This is a genomic window from Bartonella sp. HY761 (assembly GCF_026743145.1).
In the GTDB taxonomy this organism is placed as follows: domain Bacteria; phylum Pseudomonadota; class Alphaproteobacteria; order Rhizobiales; family Rhizobiaceae; genus HY038.
This window is the reverse complement of the sequence record NZ_CP104887.1, coordinates 288,059-305,284: the sequence shown is the minus strand read 5'-3', so window position 1 is coordinate 305,284 and position 17,226 is coordinate 288,059. Positions and strand designations below refer to the sequence as shown.

The window sequence follows — 17,226 nt, the reverse complement described above, 5'->3', positions numbered from 1 at the left end:
CTTGCCGTTTAAAGATCTCGAAGCATCGCCGCCTATCATAGGATATCAACACGTGAAAAAATTTAAATTATTAATACCCTGTGGCGTGATAATTTTATTGATTTTTATTGGATATCAAACCTATCGCCATATGGCCTTGATGCCAACGCCACAATCGGATCTTTTATTTAGTGAATATGACAAAAATGTATATCATTTGGCACAAAAAATTGAAAGACATCAAGATATCGGCGAAAGCGATTTTGCAAAACTTCCGCAGGGAGCAATAAATCAACGTTATGGACAAGAAATAACTTTGCTTTTCCATGCCTTGTCGCAACGCAATATACAAGCAATTGATACGTTGATTGGTAATGGCGCGGACATAACTATGGTCGATAGACCAACAAAGCGTCATCCGATGACTTTTATGAATTACTTAGGAATGCCAGGTGGTGACGATGATGAGGCTGAAGATTTAGTATTCATCAATGAACTTATAAAAATTTATCTTAAAACTGGTGGAGATCCCAATTATATACAAACAAACAGTAATAATACTCCACTGGTTTTAGATGTTGCTATTGCTCAAAATTATGAAGGTGTTGATATTCTTGTAAAAGCTGGCGCAAATATTTGGTTGCCAAGAGAAACTGGTCTTAATTTAGTTCAATCATTAGCACTATCATCAAGTGGTAATCAAGCATTATCTAACCTTATTGATTATGGACTTCTAAACCATGCGAAAATGAGTGATATCATCAATACTATTCAATTCCTGTCTGGATATACTCAGCGCGGCGATAAAGAAAGTAATGATAAACGTATTTCTGCGATGAGAATATTAAAACGCTATCCCGAATATCAAGATGATCAATTTACTACAAGGCTATTTGGCGGCGAAATTCCATGGGCTGAAATTAAAGCTTTAAATGAATGAAGATATTAGATGTTTAGGATAGCTAGGCTTTAGGTGAGGGTTTAGACAAACTATCCAAACCCTCATACTGCCTTTAACTAAAGCAATGTACCCGTTAAAATAAGCGCGGCAATGGAAAAATAAATCACAATACCAGAAACATCGACAAGGGTGGCAACGAGTGGTGCAGAAGCACTTGCCGGATCAAATCCAACCCGCTTTAACAAGAACGGCAATAACGAGCCGGTAAGCGAACCAAAGGTAACAACAGCAATAAGCGTAAAGAAAATAGTTACAGCAATCAAGAACCAATGAGGACCATAGTCATAAAAACCAGAAAACTGCCAGACAATAATTCTTACCAAACCAATAAAACCTAAAAGCGCCCCTAAAATAAGGCCCGTTGGCAGTTCTCGAAAGAAAATTTTCCACCAATCGCGTAAGGTGACTTCACGTAACGCCAAGGCACGAATAATAAGCGAGGTTGCTTGTGAACCCGAATTACCACCAGAACTGATAATCAAAGGTATAAAAAAAACAAGAACAGACGCTTTTTTAAACTCATCGTCGAAAAATTGCAAAGCGGTCGTCGTAAACATTTCACCAATAAGCAAGATAGCTAACCAACCGCCACGCTTTTTAAACATTTCCCAAATGCTGGTTTGCATGTAAGGCTCATCAATTGCCTCCATACCACCAAATTTTTGGGCGTCCTCGCTCATATCATCGACCATAACGTCAAGAACGTCATCAACGGTGACAATACCGATAACATGTTTTTCATCATCAACCACCGGTACTGACAATAAATCATAGCGGCGGAAAAGCCTTGCCACATCATCGCGCTCGGTTAATGGCGAAATGGTAACTGGTTCCTGATGGCGGCCCGCCTCAAGGATTAATTCTGATGGTTTTGCTAAGACGAGATCACGCAATGACACATCGCGCAGTAAAATACCACTTTCAGGATCAATAACATAAGTTGTGTAAACTGTTTCACGGGTGCGCTCAACTTCACGGATAAAATTAAGGCTGCGTTCCACCGTCCAGGTGGCTGGAACGGAAATAAATTCTGTGGTCATTAAAGCACCAGCAGTATTTTCTGGATAAAGGGTCAGCGTTTTCAATTCATGACGCGTCACCGGCTCCAACATGGAAAATAGTCGTTTGCGGACCTCTTCATCCATGTCTTGGAAAACGTCAGTCGCCTCATCGGCAGACATGCCATCTAAAATATCAACTGCTAAATTGGTTGGCAGCGCTTCCATAATTTCACTGGCGCGCTGCAATTCATGCATGTCAAAAAGGTCAACAGCGTAATCAAGCGGTAAGTGGATAAATACCTCAATCGCCTCATCTATTTCTAAACTATTGATAACATCAATTGCGTCAGCATAACGCAGCCGTACAAGCTCAGTTGCAATAACTTTAGGCGCGAGAGAGGCAATGGAATCGGTTTTATTGGTAGGCTCTGTCACTTTAATATACCTCTCATTTCATCTGCATGAATATTATCACTAAATGTCTTTTATATTTTCCACGCTTTTTCAATATATTAACATTAAATTCATCGAATAGCTTATTTGATGATTTGTCTGTGTTTTTTAGACAAGTCAATAAAAGCTTTGGTGAAAACAGCCGTATTTATCAAAATCCCACTAAAAAATGACGGTAAGATTTCAACAAGTTTGGTTTTATCAATATATATGCTTTTAATCATAATTTTTTTTCTTATATTCGATAGGACTTGATATAAACAAACGCATATCTTTGATAAAATTAACCAATACAGAAATTATTGATATAGAAAAGCGATTACAATGACAAAAGATTTAAATGATCATGGTTTGAAAGCTCTTAGCCAATGGCAGGGCTTTCAGGGGCTTCCTGATTTTTCAAGCTTTAGTGATGATGATTTTAAACCTGCTTTTGACCTTGCTTTAACAAAAGCAGAAGCAGAAATTGAGGCGTTAGCCCAAAATAGCGAAGTGGCAACCGTAGAAAATTTTCTTATTCCTTTTCAACTATCTGGCAATATGCTTGACCGCGTTTCCTCTATTTTTTGGATGCGGTCGGGCGCACATTCCAATGAAGTTACCCGCGCATTAGAGCAAGATTTTGCTCCAAGATTATCGCGCTTTTCATCGCATATTTTAATGGATGAGCGCATTTTTAAAAAAATTGACCATCTTTATCAAAATCGCGAAAATTTGGGTCTAGATGAAGAAACCAAACGGGTTATTGAGGAGTCTTGGAAAGGCTTTACACGCAATGGCGCCCGCCTTGGCAGTGAAGACAAAAAACATCTTGCCAAAATCAACGAGCGGCTTGCTATGCTTGGCGCACAATTTGGTCAAAATATTTTACACGATGAAGCTGAATGGGTGCTTTTCCTTGAAAGTGACAACGATCTTGCTGGACTGCCAGATGATTTACGCGCCGCAATGCGCGAAGCCGCCAAAGAACGCGGTAAAGATAATGCCTATGCCCTTACCTTATCCCGTGCCATTATCGATCCATTTTTAACTTTTTCAAAAGTTGCCCATTTGCGTGAAAAAGCCCATGAAGCGTGGATAAAACGCGGTGAAAATAATGGTGATCATGATAATCGCGCCAATATTCGCGAAACGGTAAAGCTGCGTGATGAAAAGGCAAAGCTTTTAGGCTATCAATCCTTTGCTGATTATAAGCTTGATAATACCATGGCCAAAACGCCGCAGCATGTTATGGATCTTTTATTACCTGTTTGGCAAAAAGCAAAAGCTAAGGCTGAAGAAGAATATAGTGAGCTGCAAGATTTAGCTGCATCACAAGGCGATAATGGTGAAATCAAAGCTTCTGATTGGCGCTATTATGCTGAACAATTAAAGGCGCAAAAATTTGCCTTTGATGAGGCCGAACTTAAACCTTATTTGCAACTTGATGAAATCATCAATGCTGCATTATATACAGCCAATCGCCTCTTTGGTTTGCAATTTGAAGAAAAGAAAGGCGTGGCGCTCTGGCACAAGGACGCGCGGCTATTTATTGTTCGCGATGAAAATGGTATGGACAAAGGTCTTTTCATTGGCGATTATTTTGCGCGCTCTAGCAAGCGTTCTGGCGCATGGATGAGCGCCTTACAATCCCAGCATAAGTTAGCTGGTGGTGAAAAGCCAATTATCTATAATGTGATGAACTTTGCCCGCCCACCAGAAGGTGAGACAGCTCTTTTATCTTTAGATGATGCCCGCACCCTCTTCCATGAATTTGGTCATGCATTGCATGGGCTTTTGTCAGATGTTACTTGGCCATCGGTTTCCGGAACATCAGTATCGCGTGATTTCGTTGAGCTGCCCTCACAGCTTTATGAACATTGGTTGACGGTGCCGCAAGTTCTAGAAAAATTTGCCCGCCATTATAAGACTGGTGAAATCATCCCCGATGCATTATTACAAAAAGTGCTTGCTTCACGCACCTTCAATGCAGGTTTTGAAACCGTGGAATACACTTCATCAGCCTTGATTGATATGGCTTTCCATAAGGGCGGCGAGGTAAATGACCCATCCGCATTTGAGCAAGAGCAACTTATTGCCACGGGCCAACCAAAAGCTATTGGGCTGCGCCATCGTCCACCCCATTTTGCACATATTTTTGCAGGTGATGGCTATAGTGCCGGCTATTATTCCTATATGTGGTCAGAAGTTTTGGATGCCGATGCTTTTGAAGCTTTTGAAGAAACAGGCGATGCGTTTAACAGTGAGCTTGCTGCCCGTTTAAAGAAATATATCTATTCGGCAGGCGGTAGCAAAGATCCTGAAACTCTTTATAAAGAGTTTCGTGGGCGTATGCCAACGCCTGATGCGATGATGCGTGATCGGGGATTATGAAACGTATCATCATAGTTTTCTTGCAAAGAAAATAATTTAAAACACCAATGGTAATTAAATTTTCAACTAATTATCGCCCGATAAAACTATTTATAGGCCCTGTTTGATTTAACAGGGCCTATAAGTTAGAAAATATTATTTATTCATTTCAATAATTTGTTTACCTGTTTTACCTTGAATCTTATCTTTTAAGGCAGCTTCCATTTTAGCTTGGTCTGTTTCACCAGTTGCAATAATGTCAGCCATAATTTTTGCTACTGCTTGCTGAAACTTAACCTTGTCTTCTGCAGAAAGTTTTTCGACAACTTTTTGAGTTGATTCAGTTGCTTTTGTTGCGTCACTCATATCAATGGTAGGCTCGCTACCACATGCACTTACCATCAAAGCAACGGCTAATAGACCTAAAAATTTTTTCATTCTTTTAATCTCTTCAATAAAGGATTTAATCACACCTCATCAATAAGGTTGAATTTTTTTCTTTTTTCAAGTGAGAATAAATATAATGAACAATTATTTTTATATTTCAAATATAAATAGAATATTTTTAAATTATTCTAATAAATTCCCATTATCTATTTTGCAAAAAAACAAGTTTTAATTGCATCATTAAAAAAAGCCTATAGATTGAAAAGGCAATCTATAAGCTTTTTTGAATAATAAAGCGGTTAAATTTAAAAATCCAACCTAATTCGCTTAAAAAAAACTCTATCTACGTGTCCAGAAAAAAGCACCGGCCAAAAACCCTATCGCTGCAACAACAGCAAGTGTTGTTTTAGGATTTTCTTTCACCTTATCACGCACAATCATAGCCTGATCAGCTACTTCGTGGGCTGCCCTGCGGCCATGCTGACGCAAGCGCTCTCCAAGCTCATGGGCATCATCAAGAAGATGCATATCTTTAGATTTTTGAGTGAGAGCATTAAGCTCTTCGCGCAAATTTGTAATATGCTTTTTTAGTTTTTCAACTTCGGATTGCTCACGCTCAAAAATACTCATTGCAAACTCCTAAAATAAAATTTTTAACCTTATATATATCTGGGAAAGCACAAGGGATTTGACAAGAGCTGTTGAAACAGCAAACAATAACAAAATGGTTACCGGTTAACCGACTCGTAGAAAATTAGCTAAAATGCCTATTTTGTGTAATTTTCTCTCAAAATGAGGCATTAATTTAGCTATTTTGCAAAAAATCCTACCTAATTACGGATATTTTTGTATTTTTTAACATGAAAATAGTGCAAACTTATTGATTGAAACGACGTATCTGTTATGAACATCGCCCAACAGTGACGTACAAACAGCAAATGAAAAAATGCTATATGCTTAAATGAGCGAGCCAAATAAGCTCCAAGACACTGATGAACTATTTAAGCAATCAGGAAATTGATATTATGGATTATAATTACTTCCTTCAAGCTTTGATACAAGGGCTTGCTCTTGGTGCAATTTATGGCTTGATAGCTATTGGCTATACGATGGTTTACGGCATCTTAGGAATGATCAATTTTTCCCATGGTGATGTATTCATGGTGAGCGGTTTTATTGCTTTAATTTCGTTTATGCTGCTTGCCTTGCTACCCACAGCATTGCCCGTGGCTTTTGCGTTGGTGGTTGTGTTGCTAGTCACGATGTTTTTTACATCAGCTTGGAGCTGGACAATTGAACGCGTGGCCTACCGCCCATTACGTGGATCTTTTCGCCTAGCTCCGCTTATTACCGCTATTGGTATGTCAATTGTACTGCAAAATTTTGTACCAGTATTCCAAGGTTTGCGACCCAAAACCTTTACCGGTGAAATTTCAGGTGGTTTTCTTATCCCTGGAACAACCGTTACCCTGCAATATAAACAAATTCTTGTTGTCGCAACTACAATTATATTGCTTTCAATTTTTTCGTTTATAGTTGCCAAAACTTCGCTAGGGCGCGCTCAAAGAGCTTGCGCTCAAGATGCAAAAATGGCGTCTCTGCTCGGTATTAACGTGGATCGTACAATTTCAATAACCTTTATTATGGGTGGCGCACTTGCTGGCGTTGCCGGTGTTATTTTCTTAATCTACTATAGTACGATTTCCTTTACCGAAGGATTCATTGTCGGCATCAAAGCTTTTACTGCAGCTGTTTTAGGCGGCATCGGCTCTTTGCCGGGTGCTGTCTTAGGTGGCATTTTAATTGCGTTCATTGAAGTATTTTGGCAAGCCTATGTTGACCCTGCTTATAAGGATGCCGCCACATTTATGATTTTGATCATAGTGTTGATTTTCCTGCCCACTGGGCTTCTTGGTCGTCCAGAAGTGGAGAAAGTCTAACATGTCAGACCTATCCAATCAAAATATGTTATCAGAACGCTTTTCCAATGCTTTAAAGCAAGGTTTATTAACTGGCGGTATTGCCTTTATTCTATTTCTATTCATTATTGGTTTTAATGCCGATTATGATCTTGAAAACCAACTGGTTTTAACCCCACAAATTGGCTATTTGGTCAATTATATCGCTATTGCAGCTATTGGACGCTTTACATGGGTGCTATTTGGCGGCGGGTCACGTGGAACATATGCTGCGATCATACCAGTTCTTGCATTGTTTATTGGGTATCGTGCTTGGCTTTGGTATGTAACTGCAAGCCAAGAAGGTCTTTACGATTTTTCAGCCCAAATAAATCAATTAGCCATAATTGCTATAATACTTGCTGTTCTATTGATTTTTCTAAACATAATACGATCGTCTTCAAGATTTGGCCAAAAATCGACTGATCAGGTCTTGAGATTTATATCTAACGGCCTTTCCAAAGCAGGAGGAAAATCAGTTTCTATTCTGCTTATTCTCTATCCAATTTTAGTTATTTTCCTTATTTATATATTTGCTTATTTATCTTCGACAAGTGAGCCAAAACTAGCTGATATTTTTAAAAAATCATCGTTTTTTATCGATAATTACGGTATTTATATCCTCATCTATGTGATATTGGCTTGGGGGCTTAATATCGTTGTTGGCTTAGCTGGATTGCTTGACCTTGGATATGTCGCATTTTATGCTGTTGGCGCCTATACGGTGACATTGCTTGGCAATCACTTCGGGTTTTCTTTCTGGCTGTGTCTTCCCCTTGCAGGTATTTTGGCTGCTCTTTGGGGTATGATGCTCGGCTTTCCTGTTTTACGACTGCGCGGCGACTATCTAGCAATTGTTACATTAGCTTTTGGCGAAATTATCCGTATTGTTTTACAAAACTGGGAATCCGTTACCGGCGGCAGCAATAGCGTTAAGGTGCAATCGCAAGCTACTTTTTTTGGTATTTCTTTTGCTCGTGGCAAGGAAAGCTTTGCCGATATTTTTGGTCTCATAAATAGCCAAATTTATTTTAAAATTTTCCTTTATTATCTTGTGCTATTTTTTGTCATCGCAATGGCTATTTTTATCACTCGCTTAAAAAAATTACCTATTGGACGAGCCTGGGAAGCTTTGCGTGAAGATGAAATTGCCTGCCGTTCACTTGGTATAAATCTAGTTACAACCAAATTATCTGCTTTTGCCACAGGCGCTTTTTTCGGCGGCATTGCCGGTGCATTTTTTGCGCAACGTCAAGGCATGATTGATTATACAAGCTTCAATTTCTTAGAATCGATCATTATTCTTGCCATTGTTGTCCTTGGTGGCATGGGCTCGCTAAAGGGCATTGCAATCGCTGCTATTATTATGGTTGGCGGCGCAGAAGCTTTGCGCAGTATTCCATCGGTACAAATGGTATTTGGTCCTGGTTTTGATCCTACTCAATATCGTATGTTGTGGTTTGGTCTTGCTATGGTCTTTATTATGATTTGGCGGCCACGTGGCTTTGTAAGTGGACGCGAACCGAGTGCCTATTTAAAAGAAAAGAAAAATATTTCTGGTAATTTTACCAAAGAGGGAAATGGTTGATGAAAAATCTAACAATGTCCCAACAAGAAAAGTCAATTAATCAAGATGATATCATTCTTGATGTCCAACATTTACGCATGGTATTTGGCGGTATTATCGCCATTGATGATTTAAGCTTTAGTGCAAAACGTGGTGAAATCACAGCAGTGATTGGGCCTAATGGCGCAGGAAAAACAACCGTTTTTAACTGTATTACCGGGTTCTACCGCCCAACGGGTGGTATGGTGTCGATGCGGCAAAAAAGCGGCAAGACACTAAAATTGGAACGTCTTGCTGATTTTGAAATAACCAAAAAGGCAAAGGTTGCCCGCACATTTCAAAATATAAGACTTTTTACTGGGCTTACCGTACTTGAAAACCTGCTTGTTGCGCAGCATAACACTTTAATGCAAGCCTCTGGCTTTAGCCTTTCTGGCCTCTTAGGCCTTAAATCTTATAAAACTGCAGCAAAACACGCCCTTGATAAAGCCGCACAATGGCTTGAAAAAATTGACCTTATTGACCGCGCTGATGATCCTGCAGGTGATTTGCCTTATGGCGACCAAAGGCGCTTGGAAATTGCTCGCGCCATGTGTACAGATCCCGAGCTTTTATGTCTTGATGAGCCTGCTGCAGGATTAAATCCGCGTGAGTCGCTTGAACTTAATAAATTGCTGCTTTCAATAAGAAAAGACTACAACACCAGCATTTTGCTTATTGAACATGACATGTCCGTGGTTATGGAAATATCCGACCATGTTATCGTTCTTGAATATGGTTCAAAAATTTCGGATGGAAAACCACTGGAGGTCCAAAACGATCCTAAAGTTATTGCCGCCTATCTTGGTGTTGATGATGAAGAAATTGAAGATTTGTGGATTGATGAACAAGATACACACAGTAGTGATAAAACCGATGAACTCGTTCATAAGCTGATTGAAGAAACTGACGAGACCACGAAAGACGCAGCACGATGAAAGATAGTCAAGTAACGAATGATAAGAAACTGCTGCTCAAGGTCAATAATGTTGAGACTTTTTATGGCTCTATCCAAGCCTTAAAAAATGTTAACATTGAAGTGCATGAAGGTGAAATTGCCACCCTTATTGGTGCCAATGGCGCTGGTAAATCAACTTTGATGATGACTATATTTGGTGCGCCCAAAGCTCGCAGTGGTAGTATTATATTTGATGGTAAAGATATTACAAAATTGCCATCTCATGAAATTGCGCGTTTACGCATCGCGCAATCCCCTGAAGGAAGACGCATTTTCCAACGTATGAGCGTAATGGAAAACCTGCAAATGGGTGCAAGCCTTGATAATATGGCTTATTTTGATGAAGATGTCGAAAAAATGTTTGCACTATTTCCCCGCCTTAAAGAGCGCTTGCACCAACGCGGCGGTACACTTTCGGGCGGCGAGCAACAGATGTTGGCGATTGCACGTGCATTAATGGCAAGGCCGCGCCTTCTTTTGCTTGACGAACCCTCGCTTGGGCTTGCACCGCTTATTGCCAAGCAAATTTTCGCTGCCATTAAGGATTTAAACAAGACAACTGGTCTTACAGTGTTTTTGGTTGAACAAAATGCTTTTAGTGCGCTGCGTCTTGCTGACCGCGCCTATGTTATGGTCAATGGTGTTATTACGATGAGTGGCAGTGGCCGTGAATTATTAGAAGACCCACAAGTGCGCGCTGCGTATTTGGAAGGCGGCCATCATTAGATTTACCAATTAAAATTTGCGAAAAATAGTAAAATACCAAAGACAAGCATAAGGAGAAAACAAATGAGAGGCATTTTATTCGAGCAATCCTCGATAGTTTATTTTCTCATCATTACAGTAATATTAGGTGGCGGTGCAGCGTGGATGACTGGACGTGCTTGCGCCCTTACTTGGCGCAATATTAGCATTGCGCTTGCCTATATGGTTTTATTGGCTGTAGCCATTCGTTTTTTGCATTATGTCATTCCTTACTACGAAGCCGACAATGGAAATATCACTTATCATGCAACATTTTTATCGCTGCATTATTATTTAGTTGACCTTGTGGTTATGCTCATTTTTTGTGCCCTTGGCTATCGCCAAACACGAGTAAATCAAATGGTGCGCCAATATAGTTGGCTTTATAAAAAAACTTCCCCACTTTCCTATAGTGAAAAGTGACAACTGAACTATTAAACAAACCATTTGTTGAAATGTGAAGCGAGTCTTATTTTGGCAATATTTTTATCATTTTTAATAGCAATATTGTTTTTTAACCATAGATTAGAAAAAAACTATCGATAAAAGCGATTAATTGTAAAATCTTATTGCAAAATAACAGATTTATCGTTTTTTCTTTCTTGGTTTTTTGCTATAGCCGCACAATTATGCAGATAAATCCGGCAATGATGACCGGCCATTACAAAGGAGCATTTCCATGGCATTCTTTACTGCACTTAAACGCCGTACACTTTTAGCAATGATATTGTCACTAGGTATGGTTGGCACGACCATGTCTTCGCTTCATGCTGAAGATAAAACCACCATCAAGCTTGGCGTGATGGATGGTCAAGAAGCAGATGTCTGGAAAGTTGCTGCTGAAGTTGCTAAAAAAGATGGCCTTAATATCGAGCTTGTTATGTTCGATGATTATGCTATTCCAAATGAAGCTGTTAATGGCGGTGATTTAGATGCCAATGCGTTTCAACATACGCCTTACCTTGACGCGCAGATTGCGCAACGCGGCTATAAACTAACTATCGCAGGTGATACTGCTTTATTTCCAATGGGTGTATATTCGCGCAAGTTCAAAAACCTTGACGAATTAAAGGAAGGTGCCAGCGTTGGTATTCCTGATGACCCATCAAATGAGGGGCGTGCGTTACTCGTGCTTGCCCAACATGGCTTGATTACTCTTGATGACCCTAAAAATATTTTAGCAACGCCAAACAACATCAAAGACAATCCAAAAAAATTGAAATTTGTTGAAATGGATGCAGGTATGCTTGGCCGTTCTATCGCAGATTTAGATATTGCTGTGGTTAACACAAATTGGGCTTTAGTGTCTGGTCTTGATGGCGCAAAAGATGGTATTGCGTGGGAGAAGCCAGAAAATAACCCATATACCAATATTATTGTTGTACGCACTGCCGATAAGGATGAACCTTGGGTTAAAAAACTAGTCGCTGCTTATCACAGCGAACAAGCGCGCGCTGAACTTAAGCGCATCTTTGGTATCAATTACGCAACGACGTGGTAATGACATTACAAACAACCCCAGTTTTAGAACTGAAGCACATCCGTCGCCATTTTGCACAAACGGCGGCGGTTGATGATATTTCATTGACAGTTAATAGAGGCGAAATCCTTGGTATAATTGGCCGTAGTGGCGCTGGAAAATCAACCCTTATTCGTTGTTTCAATGGTCTTGAGACCATTGATCAAGGGCATATCTATTTTGAAGGGCAAGATATTTCCAAATTGAGCGACAATGAATGGCGTAAAATTCGCCAAAAAATCGGCATGATTTTTCAACATTTTAATTTATTATCTTCCAAGACAATTATTGAAAATGTTGCATTACCGCTGAAATTTTCTGGCATGAATAGCAAACAACGTTTTGCTCGCGCTAATGAATTGCTAGAACTTGTTGGACTTGCTGATAAAGCTACAATGTATCCGGTGCAATTATCCGGCGGCCAAAAGCAGCGCGTTGGTATTGCCCGCGCACTTGCAGGTAATCCTCGCATCTTATTATCCGATGAGGCAACCTCTGCCCTTGATCCTGAAACAACCCAATCAATCCTTGAGCTTTTGCGCGAAATTAATCGCAAAATGCAACTTACTATTATTCTCATCACCCATGAAATGGAAGTTGTTCGCTCTATAGCTGATCGCCTTATTGTACTTGATCGCGGAAAAATAGTAGAACAAGGCTTTGTCAAAGATATTTTTGCTCGCCCACAAAATGCAACGACACAATCTCTTTTACAAGTCATAACGCCACAATTACCAAGCAGCATTGCGGCTAAATTACATCAAACCCGTGGAGACGATGCGATTATAGAATTGCATATTTCCGGTGATGAAGCGCGCAAACCGTTTTTCAATAATCTTGCCAATGACACTGGCATGGTCACCCGCATTTTGCAAGGTGGTATTGATACAATTCAAGATGAGCCTATAGGCCTTTTCTTCATTGCAGCGGATGCAAAAGATAAAAATCGACTTAGCCTTGCCATGAATTGGTTAAAGCAAAGAGCAGACCATTGCGAGGTTTTGGGCTATGTTTAATAGTGAAAATATTTCGATTATTTATGACGAAGTTCCTAAAGCCATTCTTGATACCTTTTGGATGACTGGTTGGTCAGGTCTATTTGTGCTTTTATTTGGGCTACCGCTTGGACTTTATCTTTATGTGACAAGTAAGGATGGTCTTTTTGAAAATGCTTGGCTTAATCGACCCGTGAGTGCTCTTGTCGATGCGGTAAGAGCCATTCCTTGGATAATTCTATTTGTTTACTTGATGCCTGTATCGCGGTTTGTTGTAGGTAAGCCATTTGGTAATGAAGCAACTATTTTCGTGCTTGCCATATCAGCAATACCATTTTACGCAAGAATGGCCGAGCTGTCATTCCGCAATATTGATAAAGGCCTTATTGATGCAATACGCTCGATGGGCGCAACACGTATGCAGCTTATCCGTGAAGTGATCATTCCAGAATCAAAATCTAGCTTGATTACCGGCCTTACTGTTACAATCATTGCTATTATTAGCGCCAGTGCTATTACTGGCTTTGTTGGCGGTAATGGTTTGGGTAGAATTGCCATTAGTTATGGTTATAAACGCGATATGAGTGACGTTATGACGGTTGTAGTCGCTATACTCATTGCATTGAATGTAGCCGTGCAGTGGTTTGGTGATCATCTTTCGCGCAAATATGATCATAGCAAACGTTAAAGCTGCAAAAAGGCTTTTACCAAATTTAAAATGCATTGAACATTATTGCTATAAACATGCTTTGTTGCAGTTTAATTATTAAGCAATAAAAACCAATTACCCTATTTTGGGTAATTGGTTTGATTAGACAGCCAATAATAAGGCCTATTTGCCAACACGTGCTTGTAAATGGGCAGGATAACGCGCGCCAACAACTTCAATCGCATCAAGAGCGGTTTTAATATCGCTTAAGGCTGCGGGGGATAATACAACGTCAACCGCTTTAATATTTTCCTCAAGGCGCGATATTTTTGTTGTACCGGGTATAGGTGCAATCCAAGGTTTTTGGGCTAGTAACCATGCAAGGGCGATTTGCGCGGGTGTGGCATTATGATCTTGTGCAATTTTTTGAATAGCATCAAGCAATCCTTGGTTGGCTTCCATAGCTTCCTTGGCAAAACGCGGTACCGATAAGCGGAAATCATTTTCTTTAAGATCATCTGGTGAATTGAGTTTGCCAGTTAAAAAGCCTTTGCCTAATGGGCTAAAAGGTACAAAGCCAATTTCTAGCTCCTCTAATAATGGAATGATCTCATTTTCTGGTTCACGCCACCACATGGAATATTCGCTTTGTAATGCGGTTACTTCTTGCACCATATGGGCGCGGCGTATGGTTTCACATCCTGCTTCGGAAAGACCAAAATGGCGCACTTTGCCTTGTGCAATTAAGTCTTTTACTGTGCCGGCAACATCTTCAATCGGCACATTGGGGTCAACACGATGCTGGTAATAAAGATCAATATAATCAGTTCTTAAACGCTTTAATGACTGTTCAACCACGCGCTTAATATGTTCTGGCCGACTATCCATATTTTGTAAAGCATTGGCATTTTCAGTATCAAAGCCGAATTTAGTGGCAATGACTACATCTTCACGAAATGGTTGCAAGGCTTCGCCAACAACATCTTCATTCAAAAATGGCCCATAAATTTCGGCGGTGTCAAAAAAACGGACGCCTTTGTCATAAGCTGTACGAATAAGTTTGATGGCCTCTGCTCTATCGGTGGCAGGACCATAGCCAAAGCTTAAACCCATACAACCAAGACCAAGGGCCGAAACCTCTAATCGACTTTTTCCTAAATAGCGCTTTTGCATGATTTTCTCCAATGAGGTTGGTGCAGTTTTATTTTTAGCTGCTCTATGACTAAGATATAAATGATGCTATAATTAATTATAATAGGGTATAATTGGATAAAGCTTATAAGGCGTACTTATTAATATGGAAAATTTAAATGACCTTGTGGCCTTCATTGCTGTTGCTCATGAGAAAAGCTTTACTAAAGCCGCCGCAAAGCTTGGAGTATCGCAATCGGCGCTTAGTCAAACAATACGTAATCTTGAAGAGCGATTAGGGATTAGATTGCTTATGCGCACCACACGCAGCGTATCACCAAGCGAAGCAGGAGAAAAATTATTGGCAACCTTGGTGCCACGTTTTGACGATATTGAACAAGAGCTTAATAATATAAAGCAAATGCGCGATAAACCAAGCGGTACAATTCGAATTTCAGCCGGTGAGCATCCAGCAATGACAATCTTGCAGCCGGCGATAACAGCATTTTTAAAAAAATATCCTGATATTAAAATAGAGCTCGTTGTTGACAATAGCTTTATTGACATCGTTCGAGATCGCTTTGATGCTGGTGTGCGTTTTGGAGAAGCGATTGATCAAGATATGGTAGCGGTTAAAATCGGCCCAAAACAACGCATGGCAATTGTTGCAACACAGCAATATTTTGAAACCTATGGCAAACCTGTTACCCCGCGCGAGCTTGTCCACCATAATTGCATTAATATGCGCTCAGCAACAACGGGCGGCTTTTTTCAATGGGAATTTGAAAAAAATGGTCGCGCTTTAAATGTTCATATTGATGGTCAACTAACTTTAAGCCAATTGCAGTTGCGGGTAAATGCTGCACTCGATGGCGCAGGCCTTGTTTATATTCCTGAAGATCTCGTATTGGAATTTATTGAGCAAAAGCGGCTTATTCGAGTATTAGATGATTGGTGTGAGCCATTTGAGGGCTATTACCTTTATTATCCTAGCAAGCGTCAGCATATGCAGGCCTTTAATCTTTTTATCGACCATATTCGTTATCGTCGCAGATAATAATAATTGATTTTACCTAAAAAAACGGCAGCCTTTGGTTTAAGGCTGCCGCTTTTTTTAATGATTGTTTTTATAAAAAGTTAAATTGCTTATGATGCAACTGCATCAGGGGCAGTTTTGCGGTCAAGAGTTGCATGAAGCTGTTCTTGATCCAAAGCGTTTTCCCATTTGGCAACAACAACACAAGCAACGGCGTTACCAGTAAAATTGGTAAGCGCACGGCATTCTGACATGAAGCGATCAATACCAAGAATAAGGCCAAGACCTTCAGCAGGAATGGTTGGGAACATGGCAATCGTTGCAGCTAGGGTAACAAAGCCAGCACCAGATACACCAGCCGCACCCTTTGATGACACCATAGCAACCCCCAAAAGAGCAAGCTGATGCCAAATGTCAACAGGAACACCATAGGCTTGAATGATAAATAAAGCAGCCAAAGTCATATAAATATTGGTGCCGTCAAGGTTAAACGAATAACCCGTTGGTACAACCAATCCAACCACTGATTTTTTTGCGCCAGCTTTTTCCATTTTATCCATTAGAGATGGAAGTGCCGATTCCGATGACGATGTGCCAAGAATAAGTAAAAGCTCATCTTTGATATAGCGCACAAGCTTGAAAATTGAAAAGCCATTATAGCGGCAGACAGCACCAAGAATGATGACAACAAATAAAACCGAAGTTAAATAAAATAATAAAATTAGATAGCCAAGGCGGAAAATAGCCTCTGACCCATATGCACCTGCAGTAAAGGCGATAGCACCAAATGCACCGATTGGCGCAGCGCGCATGATGATTGAAACTAGTTTGAAAACAGGTGGTATAAGGTTTTGGCAAAACGTAAGAATGGGCTTGCCGCGCTCGCCAATTGATGCAAGCGAAATACCAAATAAAATAGCAACCAAAAGAACTTGTAGTAAATTGCCTTCAGTAAATGCCGATACTAATGTTTTAGGCACTATGCTTTTAAAAAAATCAATAATTGAAATACTTTGCGCATCGGCCGCATATTTTAATGCTTTAACTTTATCAGCATCTGAAATGGCGGTTGGAAAGTTATGACCTGGCTGGAACACATTAGCGACAATTAAGCCTATGATCAAAGCAAGGGTAGAAAAAGTTAAAAAGTAAATGAAAGCTTTACCAGCAACCCGCCCCACACTCGCAAGATTGCTCATGCCAGCAATACCAACAACAATGGTTAAGAAGATAACGGGAGCAATGATCATTTTAATCAAAGCAATAAATACAGTGCCTAATGGTTCGAGTGATTTGCCAAGATCTGGCCATTTAAGACCAATTGCAATACCAAGAGCAATAGCAAAAACCACTTGAACATAAAGATGGTTGTATATTTTCGGCTTTGGTTTTGTTGAAACTAGATGTTCAATTTCAATTGCCATATAAATCTCCTCATCCAACTGAAATGCAAAATTTTCCTCAATTGACATTTTTATCAATAAAATACAAGAAAAA

General features: G+C 40.0%; 14 protein-coding genes and 2 pseudogenes. 11 read left to right on the top strand and 5 right to left on the bottom strand.

The genetic code is table 11. The annotated features are described in order from the left end of the window. The first annotated feature begins 52 nt into the window (after nucleotides 1-52). A complete protein-coding gene (locus N6A79_RS01200) occupies nucleotides 53-919 on the top strand; it encodes a hypothetical protein (RefSeq protein WP_268546658.1) in 867 nt (288 codons plus the stop codon). 77 nt (nucleotides 920-996) lie between these two features. Here N6A79_RS01200 and mgtE read toward each other — a convergent pair whose 3' ends face one another. Next, nucleotides 997-2,376 (bottom strand): magnesium transporter, encoded by a 1,380-nt coding sequence (gene mgtE, locus N6A79_RS01195; RefSeq protein WP_268546657.1) that lies wholly within the window; start codon nucleotides 2,374-2,376, stop codon nucleotides 997-999. Between the two features lie 342 nt (nucleotides 2,377-2,718). Between mgtE and N6A79_RS01190 the strand changes: the two genes are divergently transcribed. Beyond that, nucleotides 2,719-4,767 carry a M3 family metallopeptidase gene (locus N6A79_RS01190; protein ID WP_268546656.1) on the top strand — a complete coding sequence of 683 codons (2,049 nt, stop codon included), beginning with the start codon at nucleotides 2,719-2,721 and terminating at the stop codon, nucleotides 4,765-4,767. A gap of 135 nt (nucleotides 4,768-4,902) precedes the next feature. On the opposite strand, the gene N6A79_RS01185 is transcribed toward N6A79_RS01190, so the two are convergent. Next, nucleotides 4,903-5,184, bottom strand: coding sequence for a DUF6694 family lipoprotein (locus N6A79_RS01185; protein WP_182418520.1), 282 nt, complete (start codon nucleotides 5,182-5,184; stop codon nucleotides 4,903-4,905). 288 nt (nucleotides 5,185-5,472) lie between these two features. Beyond that, entirely contained in the window at nucleotides 5,473-5,763 is a 291-nt protein-coding gene (locus tag N6A79_RS01180) for a hypothetical protein (RefSeq protein WP_182418519.1), read from the bottom strand. Nucleotides 5,764-6,158: 395 nt separating this feature from the next. Between N6A79_RS01180 and N6A79_RS01175 the strand changes: the two genes are divergently transcribed. From N6A79_RS01175 to N6A79_RS01140, 8 genes and pseudogenes are all read left to right on the top strand, one after another. Continuing rightward, a complete protein-coding gene (locus N6A79_RS01175; RefSeq protein WP_182418518.1) occupies nucleotides 6,159-7,073 on the top strand; it encodes a branched-chain amino acid ABC transporter permease in 915 nt (304 codons plus the stop codon). A gap of 613 nt (nucleotides 7,074-7,686) precedes the next feature. Beyond that, nucleotides 7,687-8,679, top strand: a pseudogene (livM, locus tag N6A79_RS01170) (high-affinity branched-chain amino acid ABC transporter permease LivM); the annotation flags it as partial. 14 nt (nucleotides 8,680-8,693) lie between these two features. Next, nucleotides 8,694-9,602, top strand: a pseudogene (locus N6A79_RS01165) (ABC transporter ATP-binding protein); the annotation flags it as partial. A 29-nt stretch (nucleotides 9,603-9,631) separates the two neighbouring features. After that, nucleotides 9,632-10,381, top strand: coding sequence for an ABC transporter ATP-binding protein (locus tag N6A79_RS01160; RefSeq protein ID WP_262079521.1), 750 nt, complete (start codon nucleotides 9,632-9,634; stop codon nucleotides 10,379-10,381). 63 nt (nucleotides 10,382-10,444) lie between these two features. Continuing rightward, nucleotides 10,445-10,822 (top strand): DUF6867 family protein, encoded by a 378-nt coding sequence (locus tag N6A79_RS01155; RefSeq protein WP_268546655.1) that lies wholly within the window; start codon nucleotides 10,445-10,447, stop codon nucleotides 10,820-10,822. A gap of 256 nt (nucleotides 10,823-11,078) precedes the next feature. Beyond that, nucleotides 11,079-11,900 (top strand): MetQ/NlpA family ABC transporter substrate-binding protein, encoded by an 822-nt coding sequence (locus N6A79_RS01150; protein WP_442784242.1) that lies wholly within the window; start codon nucleotides 11,079-11,081, stop codon nucleotides 11,898-11,900. Further along, nucleotides 11,900-12,934, top strand: a complete 1,035-nt coding sequence (locus N6A79_RS01145) for a methionine ABC transporter ATP-binding protein (protein ID WP_268546653.1) — start codon at nucleotides 11,900-11,902, stop codon at nucleotides 12,932-12,934. The genes N6A79_RS01150 and N6A79_RS01145 overlap by 1 nt, the downstream gene beginning before the upstream one ends. Continuing rightward, complete coding sequence (locus N6A79_RS01140) at nucleotides 12,927-13,601, top strand: methionine ABC transporter permease (RefSeq protein ID WP_182418514.1); 675 nt, start codon at nucleotides 12,927-12,929, stop codon at nucleotides 13,599-13,601. The genes N6A79_RS01145 and N6A79_RS01140 overlap by 8 nt, the downstream gene beginning before the upstream one ends. Before the next feature lie 144 nt (nucleotides 13,602-13,745). Here N6A79_RS01140 and N6A79_RS01135 read toward each other — a convergent pair whose 3' ends face one another. Further along, complete coding sequence (locus tag N6A79_RS01135) at nucleotides 13,746-14,735, bottom strand: aldo/keto reductase (protein WP_268546652.1); 990 nt, start codon at nucleotides 14,733-14,735, stop codon at nucleotides 13,746-13,748. 124 nt (nucleotides 14,736-14,859) lie between these two features. On the opposite strand from N6A79_RS01135, the gene N6A79_RS01130 reads away from it, so the two are divergent. Beyond that, nucleotides 14,860-15,750 (top strand): LysR family transcriptional regulator, encoded by an 891-nt coding sequence (locus tag N6A79_RS01130; RefSeq protein WP_442784241.1) that lies wholly within the window; start codon nucleotides 14,860-14,862, stop codon nucleotides 15,748-15,750. An 89-nt stretch (nucleotides 15,751-15,839) separates the two neighbouring features. On the opposite strand, the gene N6A79_RS01125 is transcribed toward N6A79_RS01130, so the two are convergent. Continuing rightward, nucleotides 15,840-17,153, bottom strand: coding sequence for a dicarboxylate/amino acid:cation symporter (locus tag N6A79_RS01125; protein ID WP_182418512.1), 1,314 nt, complete (start codon nucleotides 17,151-17,153; stop codon nucleotides 15,840-15,842). Nucleotides 17,154-17,226 lie beyond the last annotated feature (73 nt).